11 protein-coding genes are annotated in these 14,264 nt (G+C 67.6%); 8 read left to right on the forward strand and 3 right to left on the reverse strand.

The genetic code is table 11. From position 1 onward, the window contains the following. Positions 1-5: 5 nt before the first annotated feature. Positions 6-1,088, reverse strand: a complete 1,083-nt coding sequence (locus C8J44_RS15110; protein WP_121905157.1) for a mannose-1-phosphate guanylyltransferase/mannose-6-phosphate isomerase — start codon at positions 1,086-1,088, stop codon at positions 6-8. Between the two features lie 161 nt (positions 1,089-1,249). On the opposite strand from C8J44_RS15110, the gene C8J44_RS15115 reads away from it, so the two are divergent. Genes C8J44_RS15115 through C8J44_RS15135 form a run of 5 tightly spaced genes read left to right on the forward strand, consistent with a single transcriptional unit; the run spans position 1,250 to position 8,813 of the window. Then, positions 1,250-2,638 (forward strand): TIGR03013 family XrtA/PEP-CTERM system glycosyltransferase, encoded by a 1,389-nt coding sequence (locus C8J44_RS15115; protein ID WP_121905158.1) that lies wholly within the window; start codon positions 1,250-1,252, stop codon positions 2,636-2,638. A 19-nt stretch (positions 2,639-2,657) separates the two neighbouring features. After that, positions 2,658-4,715: an XrtA/PEP-CTERM system histidine kinase PrsK gene (gene prsK, locus C8J44_RS15120; protein WP_121905159.1), complete on the forward strand. Its 2,058-nt coding sequence runs from the start codon at positions 2,658-2,660 to the stop codon at positions 4,713-4,715. Beyond that, positions 4,712-6,091 carry a PEP-CTERM-box response regulator transcription factor gene (prsR, locus tag C8J44_RS15125; protein ID WP_121905160.1) on the forward strand — a complete coding sequence of 460 codons (1,380 nt, stop codon included), beginning with the start codon at positions 4,712-4,714 and terminating at the stop codon, positions 6,089-6,091. Before prsK ends, prsR begins: the two co-directional genes overlap by 4 nt. Then, complete coding sequence (locus tag C8J44_RS15130) at positions 6,084-7,970, forward strand: tetratricopeptide repeat protein (protein ID WP_121905161.1); 1,887 nt, start codon at positions 6,084-6,086, stop codon at positions 7,968-7,970. The genes prsR and C8J44_RS15130 overlap by 8 nt, the downstream gene beginning before the upstream one ends. Before the next feature lie 39 nt (positions 7,971-8,009). Next, positions 8,010-8,813, forward strand: a complete 804-nt coding sequence (locus C8J44_RS15135; RefSeq protein WP_121905162.1) for an ATP-binding protein — start codon at positions 8,010-8,012, stop codon at positions 8,811-8,813. A gap of 1 nt (position 8,814) precedes the next feature. On the opposite strand, the gene C8J44_RS15140 is transcribed toward C8J44_RS15135, so the two are convergent. Beyond that, positions 8,815-10,596, reverse strand: coding sequence for an ABC-F family ATP-binding cassette domain-containing protein (locus C8J44_RS15140; protein ID WP_121905163.1), 1,782 nt, complete (start codon positions 10,594-10,596; stop codon positions 8,815-8,817). Positions 10,597-10,717: 121 nt separating this feature from the next. Here C8J44_RS15140 and C8J44_RS15145 point away from each other — a divergent pair, with 121 nt between their 5' ends. From C8J44_RS15145 to C8J44_RS15155, 3 genes are all read left to right on the forward strand, one after another. After that, positions 10,718-11,029 carry a hypothetical protein gene (locus tag C8J44_RS15145; RefSeq protein ID WP_121905489.1) on the forward strand — a complete coding sequence of 104 codons (312 nt, stop codon included), beginning with the start codon at positions 10,718-10,720 and terminating at the stop codon, positions 11,027-11,029. Positions 11,030-11,051: 22 nt separating this feature from the next. Further along, a complete protein-coding gene (locus C8J44_RS15150) occupies positions 11,052-11,717 on the forward strand; it encodes a response regulator transcription factor (RefSeq protein WP_056054968.1) in 666 nt (221 codons plus the stop codon). A gap of 97 nt (positions 11,718-11,814) precedes the next feature. Beyond that, positions 11,815-13,125: a HAMP domain-containing sensor histidine kinase gene (locus tag C8J44_RS15155; protein ID WP_056055981.1), complete on the forward strand. Its 1,311-nt coding sequence runs from the start codon at positions 11,815-11,817 to the stop codon at positions 13,123-13,125. A 147-nt stretch (positions 13,126-13,272) separates the two neighbouring features. Here C8J44_RS15155 and C8J44_RS15160 read toward each other — a convergent pair whose 3' ends face one another. Beyond that, the gene (locus tag C8J44_RS15160; protein ID WP_121905164.1) at positions 13,273-14,175 is read right to left on the reverse strand and encodes a prephenate dehydratase; all 903 of its coding nucleotides are present in this window, start codon (positions 14,173-14,175) and stop codon (positions 13,273-13,275) included. Between the last annotated feature and the right edge of the window lie 89 nt (positions 14,176-14,264).

The raw sequence follows: 14,264 nt of genomic DNA on the forward strand, positions 1-14,264 counted from the left end.
TTCAGTTACGCCTTGGCCTTCATCGCCTCGATCAGTTTCTTGACCTCCTGGCTGCGGCCGCGCGGCATGATCAGCACGTCGTTGCCGCTGGCGACCACGATCAGATCCTCGACGCCGACCAGCGACACGCGGATGCCGTCGCTGCGGACGAAGCAGTTCTGCGTGTCGATCGCCAGCACATGCCCGTCCTTGTCGCTGCGATGCGCGTTGCCGCTGGCGTCGCGATCGCTGATCGCGTGCAGCGCGTCCCAGCTGCCGACGTCGTTCCAGCCCATCGCGACCGGCACCACCGCGACGCGGTCGGCCTTTTCCATGACCGCGTAGTCGATCGAATCGTCGGGCGACGCGGCGAACGCGGCCGCATCGGGATAGACCCGCGTGCCCTCGATCCGGGCCTTGTCCATCGCCTCACGCGTAGCGACCAGGATGCCGGGATGGAACTGCGCGAGCGCCTCGAGATAGGCGTCGGCGAGAAACAGGAAGATCCCGCCGTTCCAGGCATGATCGCCGCTCGCCAGCATCGACCGCGCCTTGTCGAGCGGGGGCTTCTCGACGAACCGCGCGACGCGGTTGATGCCGGGCTGGAGCTCGTCGCCGATCTGGATCCAGCCATAGCCGGTCTCGGGCGCATCGGGCGCGATCCCGAAGGTTACCAGCCAGCCTTGTGCCACGAGCGGCATCGCCGCCTCGATCGCGGCATGGAACGCGGCGACGTCGCCGATCACATGGTCGGACGGCATCACCAGCAGCGCGTCGCCACCGCCGCCCGCCGAGGCGGCCTTCGCCGCCAGCGCGGCCAGCGCGATCGCAGGGGCTGTGTTGCGGCCGGCGGGTTCGAGGATCAGCGCCTGTGGTGCGGCGCCGGCCTCGGCAAGCTGCTGCTCGACCAGCTCTGCATGCCGCGCATTGGCGACCACGATCGGCGCGGCGTAGCGCTCCCCCAGCGCGCGCCCGGCGGTCAGTTGCAGCATCGTCTCGTCCGCGGTCAGCGCCAGCATCTGCTTGGGCATTTCGGGGCGCGACATCGGCCAGAGGCGGGTCCCCGAACCACCCGACAGGATAACGGGAACGATCTTACGTACGGTCATGAATCCTCCAGATTGCGCCGAGCTATAACGACGAGTCCGTGCCTGCCAATCGTATAATCGGTCAATTCGCTGCACGGTCTTCAGGGTTTTTTGGTATTTGATCGCGTAGCACTGGCCAGGTGTCGGTAGCATTTACAGATGATGTGTCGGGATAGCGTGCGATGATACGGCTCTTCAAACACTATGTGCCGCATGCCGTGCTGCTGCTCGGACTGGTCGATCTTGCCCTGCTGATCGCCTCCGCGGAGATCGGCTGGGTCGTTCGTGCGCATCAGATCGGCATGGCGGTCGCGCCGATCCATACGCGGATTGCGCAGTTGCTGACCTTCGCGATCGCGCTCCAGGTGTCGCTGGTCGCGGTCGGCGCGTACGGGGTGGCGTCGTTCCTGTCGCTCCGGTTCGCCGCCGCCCGGCTTGCGGTGGCGCTGGCGCTCGGCGTGATCGCGCTGTCGTTCATCTTCTTCCTCGTGCCCGCACTGAGCTTCTGGCGGTCGAACCTGCTCTATTCGACGATCATCGCGACGGTGCTGCTGGTCACAGTCCGCGCGCTGCTCGGCAAGACGCTGGGGGGCGATACCTTCAAGCGCCGGATCGTCGTGCTCGGTGCGGGTGCCCGCGCCGCGCGGATCCTCCAGCTGTCCGAACAGCCGGGCATCAACTTCATCGTCGCCGATTTCGTTGCGATGGGCGAGCCCAATCAGGTGATCGGCAAGGCCAGGCCGCGCGCGGAAATTCCCAATCTGTCGGCGCATATCGTCGATCGCAACGCGAGCGAGGTCGTGCTCGCGCTCGACGAACGCCGCAACGCGCTGCCGATGAAGGATCTGCTGCGGGTCCGCACCACCGGCGTCCAGGTCAGCGAGATCTCGACCTTTCTCGAGCGCGAGACGGGACGGATCGACCTCAAGAGCGTCAATCCGTCCTGGCTGATATTCTCCGACGGCTTCGCCTCGAGCCGGATGCTGTCGAGCGTCTTCAAGCGCGCCTTCGACATTTTCGCGAGCGGGCTGCTGCTGCTGCTGACACTGCCCGTGATCCTTCTGACCGCAGTGGCGATCAAGCTCGAATCCAAGGGGCCTGCGTTCTACCGCCAGCGTCGTGTCGGGTTGTACAATGAGGGGTTCGACATTCTGAAGCTGCGCTCGATGCGCCAGGATGCCGAGGTCGCGGGCACCGCGGTCTGGGCGGCGGAGGACGATCCCCGTATCACCCGGATCGGCCGGTTCATCCGGAAAGTCCGGATCGACGAACTGCCGCAGACCTGGACCGTGCTCAAGGGCGAGATGAGCTTCGTCGGCCCGCGTCCCGAACGGCCGCAGTTCGTCGAACAGCTCGAGGAGCATCTGCCGTTCTACGCCGAGCGCCATATGGTGAAGCCCGGCATCACCGGCTGGGCGCAGATCAACTATCCGTACGGCGCGTCGATCGAGGATGCCCGGCACAAGCTCGAATACGACCTGTATTACGCGAAGAATTATTCGCCGTTCCTCGACATGCTGATCCTGTTGCAGACGTTGCGCGTGGTGCTGTGGCCGACCGGCGCGCGATGAGTGCCCCGATGAGCAAATCGTGAGCGGCGCGCTGATCCTGTGGGCGCACGCGCTGACCGCGCTGCTGTTCGGAACGCTGGGCCTTGCGCAACTGCGCGGCGGGCAGGGTGCGAACTGGGGGCTGGGGCGCTGGGCGCATCGTGCGTTCGTCGCCGCGCTGTTCGCGACCAGCCTGTGGGCGTTGGCGGTGGCGGGGATCGATGCGCGCGACGTCGCGACGCGGATCGCCGAAAGCGTCCGCAACATCGCCTGGCTGCTGTTCATGATGGCCCTTGTCCGGCACGATCGCGTCGGCAGCGTCTCGCTCGGCGCGGTGTACGGCGTGGTGATGATCATCGCCGGCGGCAGCGCGGTGCTCGCGGTGGTGCAGCTGGCGCCGCTCGACGCCGATGCGCGGGTCGCGCTGGAGTCGGCGCGGCTCGTGTTCCGGATGATGGCGGCGGTCAGCGCGCTGGTGCTGGTGCATCACGTGTATCAGGCGGCGCCGGCATCGCGCGGCGGCGTCCGGCTCGTGATGCTGGCGGTGGCGGCGATGTGGGGTGTCGACCTCCTGCTTTTCGCCGCGCGCTATGTTCAGGGAGACTGGTCGACCGGCCTGATGATCCTCCGCGGCGTGGCGATGGCGGGCGTGGCAGTGCTTCTCGCGATCGCGGTCCACCGGCGTGGCGACTGGACGCTGGCGCTGTCGCGACCGATCGCCGTCCGGGCCTTGTCCGCGATCGCGCTCGTCCTGTACGCTGGCGCCACCGCGCTCGCGACCAGCATCGCGGCTAGCTATGCCGGTGGCTCGCTGCGGATCGTCCAGACCGCGATCGTGTTCGGCGCGACCGCCGCGGTGCTGGCGCTGATCTGGACGCCGTGGCTGCGCGCCTGGACCAAGGTGAAGGTCGCCAAGCATCTCTTTCGACACCGCTATGATTATCGTGCCGAGTGGCAACGCTTCACCGACACGCTCGGCAAGCCCGGCGCCGATGCGGAGTCGCTAGAGACCCGGGTCGTGAAATCGATCGCTGACCTGACCGATTCGCCCGGCGGGCTGTTGCTCGTGCCTGATAACGCCGCGCTCGTCATGGGTACGGGGTGGAACTGGACCGCAGGTTCCGACGGCCCGCCCCATGAAGAGCTGGCACGCTATCTGTCGGAGGACGCACGGATCGTCGAGTTGGACGGCGTCCGCGCCGGAACATGTTCCGCGGACGAGGCGGCGAGCGTTCCCGACTGGATCCGCGCATGTCCCGAAGCGTGGGCGATCGTGCCCCTGGTCCACGGCGGCGCGCTGGTCGGCGCGATCGTGCTCGCGCGTCCGCCGGTCGACCGCGCGCTCGACTGGGAGGATTTCGACCTGTTGCGAGTCGCCGGGCGGCAGGCGGCAAGCTATCTCGCGGAAGACCGCGCGCATGCCGCGCTGGCGGACGCAGCGCGGTTCGACGAGTTCAACCGCCGCTTCGCGTTCATTCTCCACGACATCAAGAACCTCGTCAGCCAGCTGACGCTGGTCGCCCGCAATGCCGAGCGCCATGCCGACAATCCCGCGTTCCGCGTCGACATGGTCGCCACGCTCAAGGATTCGTCCGATCGCATGAACGCGCTTCTCGCCCGCCTGTCGCAGCATGGCCCGGTCCGCAACGAACCGCTCCAGCCGATCGACGTCGGCGCGATCGTCGATCGGGTAGCGGCCGGTCGCCGCGCACAGCATCCTGTCGCCGCGCATACGATCGCGGCGTGCGCACTCGGTCATGTCGCACGGCTCGAACAGGTGCTCGGTCACCTCGTCCAGAACGCGATCGAGGCGAGTGGCGCGGGGGATGCCGTCCTGCTGTCCGTCGAAACCATCGGCGATCACGTCGCGATCGATGTCGTCGATCGCGGCTGCGGCATGACGCCCGGGTTCGTTCGCGATCACCTGTTCCGACCGTTCGTCTCGTCCAAGCCCGCCGGGTTCGGGATCGGCGCATTCGAGGCCCGCCAGCTTGTCCACGCGATGGGCGGCACGCTCGAGGTCACCAGCCGCGAAGGCGAGGGGACCCGGTTCCGCATCCTGCTTCGCGTCGCCGATCGGCTTGAGGCAGCGGCATGAGCGACGACCGGACTTCGCGCGGCGCTACGCCCTTGCCCGTGCTGCTGATCGTCGAGGACGACGCCGGTCTGCAGCGTCAGCTCCGCTGGGCGTATGAGGGGTATGAGATCGTCGTCGCCAGCGACCGGGCGCAGGCGCTCGACGCGATCCGCGCGCATGAGCCCGCGGTGGTGACGCTCGACCTCGGCCTGCCGCCCGATCCCGATGGGGTGACCGAAGGCTTCGCGACGTTGCGCGATATCCTCGCGATGAAGCCCGATACCAAGGTCATCGTCGCGTCGGGGCACGGCGCGCGCGAAAGTGCGCTTCAGGCGATCGCCGACGGGGCGTGGGATTTCTACGCGAAGCCGATCGATATCGACGCGCTCGGCCTGATCGTCAGTCGCGCCTTCCACGTCCATGCGCTGGAGGCCGAGAACCGTCGGCTCGCCGCGCGGATCGGTCCCGGCGGTTTTGGCGGCCTGCTCGCCGCGTCGCCCGAGATGGCGGTGGTCACGCGGACGCTGGAGCGAGTCGCCCCCGCCAACGTGTCGGTGATGCTGCTGGGTGCGAGTGGCACCGGCAAGGAACTGCTTGCGCGCGGCCTGCATGACGCCTCGCCGCGGTCGCGTGGCAATTTCGTCGCGATCAACTGCGCGGCGATTCCCGAAACCTTGCTTGAAAGCGAATTGTTCGGTCACGAAAAGGGTGCGTTCACCGGCGCCGTCAAGACCACCGAGGGCAAGATCGAACAGGCCGCCGGCGGCACGCTGTTCCTCGACGAGATCGGCGACGTCCCGCTGGCGCTCCAGGTGAAGCTGTTGCGGTTCCTGCAGGAGCGCGTGATCGAACGCGTCGGCGGGCGCAAAGCGATCCCGGTGGACACCCGGATCGTGTGCGCGACGCATCAGAATGTCGACGCGATGGTCGCCGCGGGACGGTTTCGCGAGGACCTGTATTACCGCCTCGCCGAGATCGTCGTCCGGATACCGCCTCTGGCCGAACGGACCGGCGACGCGGTATTGCTCGCACGACATTTCGTCACGCGCTACGCCAAGGCGATGAACCCCGTCGTCACCGGCCTTGCTCCCGACGCACGGGCTGCCATCGACGCCTGGGGCTGGCCCGGCAACGTCCGCGAACTCGAGAACCGGATCAAGCGCGCGGTCATCATGGCCGACGGCAAGCTCGTCACCGCCACCGACCTCGATCTCGACGGCAAAGGCGATGAGGCCGCCGCGCTCAATCTGCGAAGCGCGCGCGAGCAGGCCGACCGCAAGGCGATCCGCCAGGCGCTCGCCCGCGCTGATGGCAATATCTCGAGCGCCTCGCGATTGCTGGGGATCAGTCGGCCGACGCTGTACGATCTGCTGAAAAGCTACGATCTTCATGGCTGAGTCGATTTATCCGCTGCTGCGTCGGCGTCGCCGCAAACGCCGATTGCGGATGCCCAAGGCGTTTGCAGGCAACCGCGCGCGCGTGCTGGCGATCGGCCTGCTGTGCGGCGTGGTCGTGCTGATCGGCCTTGCGACGGCGATGCGACCGTCGCCGCCAACCGCCGGTCAGTTGCTCGCCGACAGCCTGAAGACGCTCGATGCGGGCAATTACAGCGCGGCGCGGACCAATGCCCAGAAGGCGATCGCCGCGGACCCGAATCTGGCGATCGCACATGCCGTCCTGGCACGTGCATTCCTGGAACTCGACGACGGCGTTGCGGCGCAAACCGAACTCGCCGTGGCGATCGCCGCCGGGTTCCCCGTCGATCGCCTGCACCAGCTTTCGGCGCATGCCCGCCTGTTGCGCGGCGATCCCGCCGGCGCGATTGCCGAAGCAGCGCAGGCGCAACCGCGCTATGCAGGGTACGCGACGCGCATTCGGGCACGGGCGCTTGCTGCACAGGGACATCCCGGCGACGCGGTGGCGGTTCTCCAGGCGTTGCTCTCGCGCGTACCGACCGATGCGGCGGCTTGGACCGATCTCGGCCGCCTGAGTTTGACCGGTGGCGACGTCGGCGGCGCGACGATCGCGGCGGCGAATGCGGTATCGCTGGACCGGCGCAGGCCCGCAGCGCTGATGCTCCAGGGTGACGTCGTCCGCAGCCGCTACGGCCTCGTCGCGGCGCTGCCGTGGTTCGAGGCGGCGTTGCAGCGCGATGCCTATTATCCGCCGGCGCTGATCCACTATGCCGCAACGCTGGGCGATGCGGGGCGCAATGCCGACATGCTCTCCGCTACACGCCGCGCGCTGCTCGCGCGTCCGGGCAGCCCGATGGCATTGTATCTCCAAGCCGTGCTCGCCGCGCGCGCCGGGCGGATCTCGCTCGCCCAGGCGCTGCTGGAAAAGACCGATGGCGCGGTCGACGACATGCCTGGCACGCTCTTGCTCAAAGGGGACCTGGACTATGCGCAAGGGCGGTTCGCGCAGGCGGCGGTGCAGTGGCGCAAACTCGTGCAGATGCAGCCGTCCAACGTCGCCGTGCACCAGTTGCTGGGTCTCGCGTTGCTTCGCGCGGGGAATGCCGGTGGCGCGATCGCTGTCCTGCAACCCATCGCTGCCCGTCCCGACGCCGACACCTATTCGCTCACCCTGATCGCGCGCGCGCTCGAGGCGATCGGCGACCGGGCAGGGGCAGCGGTGTTCCTCGATCGCGCGGCCGCGGCGCCGGTATCGTCCCCGCCGATCGCTCTGGCGGGTCGTCCCGTCGCGCGCGTTGTCGCGACGCCCGGCGCGCCCGCGGCGCAGCTTGCGCTCGGCGATTCGCTAGCGGCGGCCGGACGCTATGGAGACGCTGCGCGGGCCTACATGCAGGCGGCCGACCTGTCGTTCGACGAGCCGACGATGCTGCGGCTGGTCGATGCGCTTGCTCGTGCCGGCCGCGCGCAGGACTCCGCGACGACGCTCGTCCTGTACCTGTCGCAGAACCCGCAAAGCCTCATGGGCGCGCGGATGCTCGGTCATCTCCAGGTGGCATCGGGCGAATGGGACCGTGCGATCGAAACGCTCGAAAGCGTCCGCGTCCGCGTCGGCAACCAGGACGGCGGCGTGCTCGCCGATCTCGCGCTGGCCTATGCTGGCAGCGACGACGGCGCGATCGCGGTTCGCTATGGCCGCGCCGCCTATGCGCTGTCGCCGATGCGCGCGGCGGCCGCTGATGCCTACGGCATTGCGCTCGCCGCGAACGGCGATCTGGTCGGCGCCCGCCAGTTGCTGGTCAAGGCGACGCAGCTCGCGCCCACCGATGCCGCGATTGCCGGACATCTTCGCCAGCTCGGATGAATGCTTGTCTCCAACGTTTCGCGCGGCCAATAGCGGCACATGATCGACCCGCTGGACCGTATCGCCGCCGCGTTGGAGCGCCTCTCGCCACCCCCGCCGCCCGTTGCCGATCCGCGCGCGAACGCCGCCTATGTCTGGCGGGGCGGCGCCCTGGTCCCCGTGCTTGGCTTCGCGCCGCTGCCGCTCGACAGGCTGGTCGGGATCGACCGCCAGAAGGCCGCCTTGCTCGGCAACCTTCGCCGTCTCGCCAGCGGATTTGCCGCGCAGGACGTGCTGCTGTGGGGCGCGCGCGGGACCGGCAAGTCGGCGCTGGTCAAAAGCGCGGTCGCGGCGATTCAGGCTGAGTCGGGCGATCTCGCGCTCGTCGAAGTCTCCGACCTGACTGGCCTGCCGATGTTGTTCGCCGCGCTTGCCGGGGTGGACCGCGCCTTTGCGGTGTTCGTCGACGATCTCGGTTTCGACGTACCGGCCGAGGCGCGCGCGCTGCGCTCGATGCTCGAAGGGGGCAGCGAGCCGCGGCCGCACAACGTCCGCCTGCTCGTAACCGCGAACCGCCGGCATCTCGCCCCTCGCGACATCGCCGAACAGGAGAGCGCGATCAACCCGCGCGACTCGGCGGACGATCATCTGGCGTTGTCGGATCGCTTCGGGCTGAGCCTCGGCTTCCACGCGCTCGACCAGGAGGGGTATCTGGCGATCGTGGCCGGTTATGCGGCGGCGCACGACCTGACGTTCGAACCCGCGGACGCGATCGGCTGGGCCACGCGCCGCGGCAGCCGGTCGGGCCGCGTCGCGTGGCAGTTCGTCGTCGACCTGGCGGGACAGGCCGGCCGCAGCCTTTGACCTAGCTGCTGCCCTCGACCTGTTCCGCCAGTTCGAGCCAGCGCAATTCGGCGGCCTCCTTCTCGGCGCGCGCCACTTCGATCGCCTTGGTCAGCTTCGCGAACGTCGCATTGTCGCGCATGTAGAGATCGGGCTTGGCGAGCTTGACCGCATCGGCCGCCATCTGCGCGTCGAGTTCCTCGATTCGCTTGGGCAGCAGCTCATAGTCGCGCTGGTCCTTGTACGTCAGTTTCGCGCGCGGTGCCGAAACGGCCGGGGCGGTGGCCGCAACCTTCTTCGACGCGCGCTTGCCGGTGGTCGTCGACACGCGACGCTTTTCCCAATCCTCGTAGCCGCCCGCGACGACGTCGACCGTGCCCGAACCATCGAGGCCGAGTGTGATCGTCACGGTCCGGTCGAGGAAGTCACGGTCATGGCTGACGATCAGCACGGTGCCGTCGTAATCGCCGATCACCTCCTGCAGCAGGTCGAGCGTCTCGAGATCGAGATCGTTGGTCGGCTCGTCGAGCACGAGCAGGTTCGACGGCTTGGCGAACTCGCGCGCCAGCAAAAGCCGCGAGCGCTCGCCACCTGACAGCGAGCCGATCTTCGCGTCGACCATGTTCGGGTCGAACAGGAAGTCCTTCAGATACCCGTGGATGTGCTTCCGAACGCCGAGCACGTCGATCCACTCGCCGCCATCGACGACGACTTCGCGGACCGTCTTCTCGGGCGCCATCAGGCTGCGTTGCTGGTCGATCACGACCGCGTCCAAAGTCTGGGCCAACTTGATCGAGCCGCTGTCGGGCTGGATCTCGCCGGTGAGCAGCTTGAGCAAGGTCGACTTGCCGGCGCCGTTGCGACCGACGATGCCGATGCGGTCGCCGCGAGTCACCCTCAACGTCAAGTCGCCGATGATCGTGCGGTCGCCGTAGACCTTGGTGACGTTCTTCGCGTCGATCACGACCTTCGACTTCGTGTCGTCGCTCGCGGTGGTGAGGTTCGCCGAGCCCTGCGGCCCGATCATCGAGGCGCGTTCGGCGCGCATCTCGTGCAGCTTGGTCAGCCGACCCTGGTTGCGCTTGCGCCGGCCGGTCACACCGCGGAGCAGCCAATGCTCCTCCAGCTTGAGACGCGCATCGAGCTTCTCGGCCTGGCGCTGCTCCTCGGCATAGACCTGCTCGGTCCACGCCTCGAACCCGCCGAAGCCGATCTCGGCACGCCGGATCGCGCCGCGATCGAGCCACAGCGTCTGCTTGGTGAGGCGGGTGAGGAAGGTGCGGTCATGGCTGATCACGACGAACGCACCGCGGAAGCGCTTGAGCCAGTCCTCGATCCATTCGATCGCGCCGATGTCGAGATGGTTGGTCGGCTCGTCGAGCAACAGCACGTCGGGGTCCTGCGACAGCGCCCGGACGATCGCCGCGCGGCGCCGCTCGCCGCCGGACGCCGAAGCGGCCTCGCGCGACAGGTCGATGCCGAGCTGATCCGCGATCGAATCCGCCTCGTAGTTCACCGGCGCATCGTCGCCCGCCATCACGTAATCGCGCAGCGTCGCGAAGCCGCGCAGGTCGGGCTCCTGCTCGAGGATGACGACGCGGGTGCCGGGGACGATCGTCCTGCGGCCCTCGTCCGCCTGGACGCTGCCGCCGAGCAGTTTGAGCAAGGTCGTCTTGCCGGCGCCGTTGCGGCCGATCAGCGCGAGCCGGTCGCGCGGTCCGATATGGATGTCGAGATTGCGAAAGAGCCATCCCGAGCCCTGGACGAGCCCGAGGCCTTCGAATGCTAAGATTGGTGCTGCCATGTTCGCGCCACGTAGGGGCGACGGGTGATGCAGGCAAGTTACACCGTTATGCTAACCTGCGTCAGTACCTTGCGCGGGGCCATTCACTGGCTGTTCAATGCCGGGCCGCTATGCCACGGCCATGAAGATGTTGCTCCTCCTTGCGACCCTGGCCTCGGCGCCGTTCCTGATGGCCGCGGCACCGATGATGGCGGGCGCGGATCAACGCCGTAGCGACCAGATGTCCGCGTTCCAGGCGCGCAAGACCGGCGGGCTGTCGCTGCGGGAAATTGAGGGACGCGTGATCCCGACGATGAAGGGCGCGCAGTATCTCGGTTCCGACTATGATTCAGGCAGCGCCATTTACACGCTGAAATTCCTGCGCGATGGAACCGTCATCTGGGTCGACGTCGATGGCCGGAGCGGCCAGATCGTCGGCCGCACCGGTCGCTGACCCCTTAATCGAGAGGACTATCATGCGCGTTCTGATCGTCGAGGACGAGCCGAATCTCGGCCAGCAACTGAAGAACACCCTTGAGGGGGCCGGCTATGCGATCGACCTCGCGGTCGATGGCGAGGAAGGGCATTTCCTCGGCTCGACCGAGAATTACGACGCGGTCGTGCTCGATCTCGGGCTGCCGGAGATCGACGGGCTGACGGTGCTCGATCGCTGGCGAAAGGAGGGCAAGACGATGCCCGTGCTCGTGCTGACCGCGCGCGATAGCTGGTCGGACAAGGTCGCCGGTCTCGATGCTGGTGCCGACGACTATGTGGCGAAACCGTTCCAGAGCGAGGAACTGATCGCGCGTCTGCGGGCGCTGATCCGCCGTGCGTCGGGCAATGCCTCGTCCGAGCTGACCGCGGGCGATATCCGCCTCGACACGCGCAGCGGCAAGGTCACGCGCGCCGGCGAGCCGGTCAAGCTGACCGCGCAGGAATACAAGCTGCTCAGCTATCTGCTCCACCACAAGGGCAAGGTCGTCAGCCGGACCGAGCTGATCGAACATATTTACGACCAGGATTTCGATCGCGATTCGAACACGATCGAGGTGTTCGTGACGCGCATCCGCAAGAAGCTCGGCCAGGACGTGATTACGACGATCCGCGGCCTCGGCTACAGCCTCGAAGACCCGGCTGCCTGATCAGCTGACGATGGATACCGCGCCGCCGACAGACCCACTCAAGACCGACACGCCGATCCGCGTGCCGGCGGCCGTGAAGGGGTCGCTGTCGCGGCGGATGATCCTGATCGCGGCGGTATGGATCGGCGTGCTGCTCAGCGGCGGCGGGTTCGCGCTCGATAGGGTGCTGTCGGCGGCGGTGACGCGCAATTTCGACGACCAGCTCGAATATGTCCTGCGCTCGCTGCTCAACTCGTCCGAGATCGGCCCCGACGGCGAAGTGATCTTCACCCGCGACGCCGCCGCCGATCAGCGTTTCGTCGAGCCCTATTCGGGTCTGTACTGGCAGGTGTCGGGCAAGGGGCACGAGGATTTTCCGTCGCGGTCGCTGTGGGACCGGCATCTGGCGTTCGGCGGGACGCATGACGACCGCAACGCGCATTTCTACGACAGCTCGCAATTCCCCGACGAGCAGCTGCGGATCGTCGAGCGCGACGCGGTCATCCCCGGCTCGAAGGTGCATTGGCGGTTCCAGGTCGCGCAGAGCCGCGACGGGCTCAACGCGCAGATCACCACTTTGCGGCGTACGCTCGTCCGCAGCTTCGCCTTGCTCGGGCTGGGGTTGATCGTACTGGCGGCGCTGCAGACGTTCTACGGTCTCTGGCCGTTGCGGCGGGTGCGCGAGGAGATCGCGCGGATGCGTGCGGGGCAGGCGAACCGCGTGTCGAGGGCGATGCCGGTCGAGGTCGCGCCGATGGTCGAGGAACTGAACGCGCTGATCGAGCATAACGAACGCCAGGCGGAGGAGGCGCGGCGCCACGCCGGCAACTTGGCGCATGCGCTGAAGACGCCGCTGACGGTCATCATGAACGCCGCCACCGCGCAGTCCGACGACCTCGCCGACACGGTCATCCGCGAGGCGCGGACGATGCGGCGCCAGGTCGATCACCACCTCGCGCGCGCGCGCGCTGTCGGGCGACGCGGGTCCGCGCACAGCCGTGCGGAGGTATGGCCGAGCCTCGAATCGGTTGAGCGTGCGGTCGGGCGACTGTATCGGCATGTGCGGATCGACGTGACCGGGCCGCGCGGGTTGCAGGTCCATGTCGAGCGGCAGGATCTCGATGAGATGCTCGGCAATCTGATCGAGAACGCGGCCAAATATGGTGGCGGCAGCGTGTTCGTGACGGTCGGCGCGCAGGCGGGGTTTGTCGAGTTCCTGGTCGAGGACGACGGCGTCGGCATTCCTGAAGAGGAGCGGGTGCGTATCTTTGATCGCGGCGTGCGGCTGGATACGGGGAAGCCGGGGACGGGGCTTGGGTTGGCGATCGTGCGCGACGTGGCGGAGATCTACGAGGGGACGGTTGCGCTCGAGGAGAGCGAAGATCTCGGTGGGTTGCTGGTGCGGTTAAGGTTGCCCGCGGCGAATTAAGCCGGCGTCAACTACGTTTGCGCTCACCTAAGTCATCCCCGCGGAGGCGGGGACCCATATCCTCAAACGGTCGCGATCACGCCGCAAAGCCTGCCAGTATGGGTTCCCGCCTTCGCGGGAATGACGACCGGTTGCGGAAGCGGCAGGCTACCCCCGCGATCTTGCCTGGCGATACGTCCCCAGCACGCGCAGCCACTTCGAGTGGAACCCCAGTTCCTCCAGCGCATGGTCGAGGTTCGCGTCGCCCGGCTTCCCCACCACGTCCGCATAGAATTCCGTCGCGGAGAAGCTGCCGTTGCGCTGGTAGCTCTCCAGCTTGGTGATATTCACCCCGTTGGTCGCGAACCCGCCGACCGCCTTGTAGAGCGCGGCGGGGACGTTCCGCACCTCGAAGATCAGCGTCGTCATCCATTCGCCGCCGACCGGCTCCTGCGCCGCGGGCGGCTTGCCACCCCGCGCGAGGACCACGAACCGAGTCGTGTTGTGGTCCGCATCGGCAATGTCGGTCGCGAGCAACTCCAACCCGTACAGTCCGGCCGCAGCAGGGGGCGCGAGCGCGGCGATTGCCGGATCTCCAAGCTCGGCGACCTTGGCGGCGGCCCCCGCGGTGTCGGGATAGCTCACCGGCTCGATCTCGTGCGCCTTCAGCCAGTGCCGGCACTGCCCGAGCGCCTGCGGGTGGCTCATCGCCTGACGGATACCGTCGCGCGGCCCTGCGCCCATCAGCGCATGGCGGATCGGCAGGAAATGCTCGCCGGTGATCACCAGCCCCGATTCGGGGAGCAGGAAATGGATGTCCGCCACGCGGCCGTGGAGCGAATTCTCGATCGGGATGATCGCACAATCGGCACGGCCGTCCTTCACCGCATCGATCGCGTCGGAGAAATCGAAGCAGGGCAGGGGGAGGCCGTCGGGGAACGCCTCGACCGCGGCGACATGGCTGTTCGCGCCCGGCGCTCCCTGGAACGCGACCGCGCGCGCAGGGTCGGCGGCGGCGGCGTCGGTCATCCGCGCGACGATCGGGCGGGCGGGTGCGGCGAAGTTTTCCATGCGCTGGCCGCGTAAAGGGCCGCCGTCCGCCATACAAGCGCGGCTTGCGGTGCGCGCCTGCGTTTTCTATGGCTATCCCAAACAGAACA

The sequence above is a fragment of the Sphingomonas sp. PP-CE-3A-406 genome, from assembly GCF_003688625.1.
GTDB lineage: Bacteria > Pseudomonadota > Alphaproteobacteria > Sphingomonadales > Sphingomonadaceae > Sphingomonas.

Coding starts and splice junctions, on each gene's coding strand:
- C8J44_RS15135 (WP_121905162.1), top strand. CDS start 8,010: ATGATCGACCCGCTGGACCGTATCGCCGCCGCGTTGGAGCGCCTCTCG.
- prsR (WP_121905160.1), top strand. CDS start 4,712: ATGAGCGACGACCGGACTTCGCGCGGCGCTACGCCCTTGCCCGTGCTG.
- C8J44_RS15110 (WP_121905157.1), bottom strand. CDS start 1,088: ATGACCGTACGTAAGATCGTTCCCGTTATCCTGTCGGGTGGTTCGGGG.
- C8J44_RS15130 (WP_121905161.1), top strand. CDS start 6,084: ATGGCTGAGTCGATTTATCCGCTGCTGCGTCGGCGTCGCCGCAAACGC.
- C8J44_RS15140 (WP_121905163.1), bottom strand. CDS start 10,596: ATGGCAGCACCAATCTTAGCATTCGAAGGCCTCGGGCTCGTCCAGGGC.
- C8J44_RS15145 (WP_121905489.1), top strand. CDS start 10,718: ATGAAGATGTTGCTCCTCCTTGCGACCCTGGCCTCGGCGCCGTTCCTG.
- C8J44_RS15160 (WP_121905164.1), bottom strand. CDS start 14,175: ATGGAAAACTTCGCCGCACCCGCCCGCCCGATCGTCGCGCGGATGACC.
- C8J44_RS15155 (WP_056055981.1), top strand. CDS start 11,815: ATGATCCTGATCGCGGCGGTATGGATCGGCGTGCTGCTCAGCGGCGGC.
- C8J44_RS15115 (WP_121905158.1), top strand. CDS start 1,250: ATGATACGGCTCTTCAAACACTATGTGCCGCATGCCGTGCTGCTGCTC.
- C8J44_RS15150 (WP_056054968.1), top strand. CDS start 11,052: ATGCGCGTTCTGATCGTCGAGGACGAGCCGAATCTCGGCCAGCAACTG.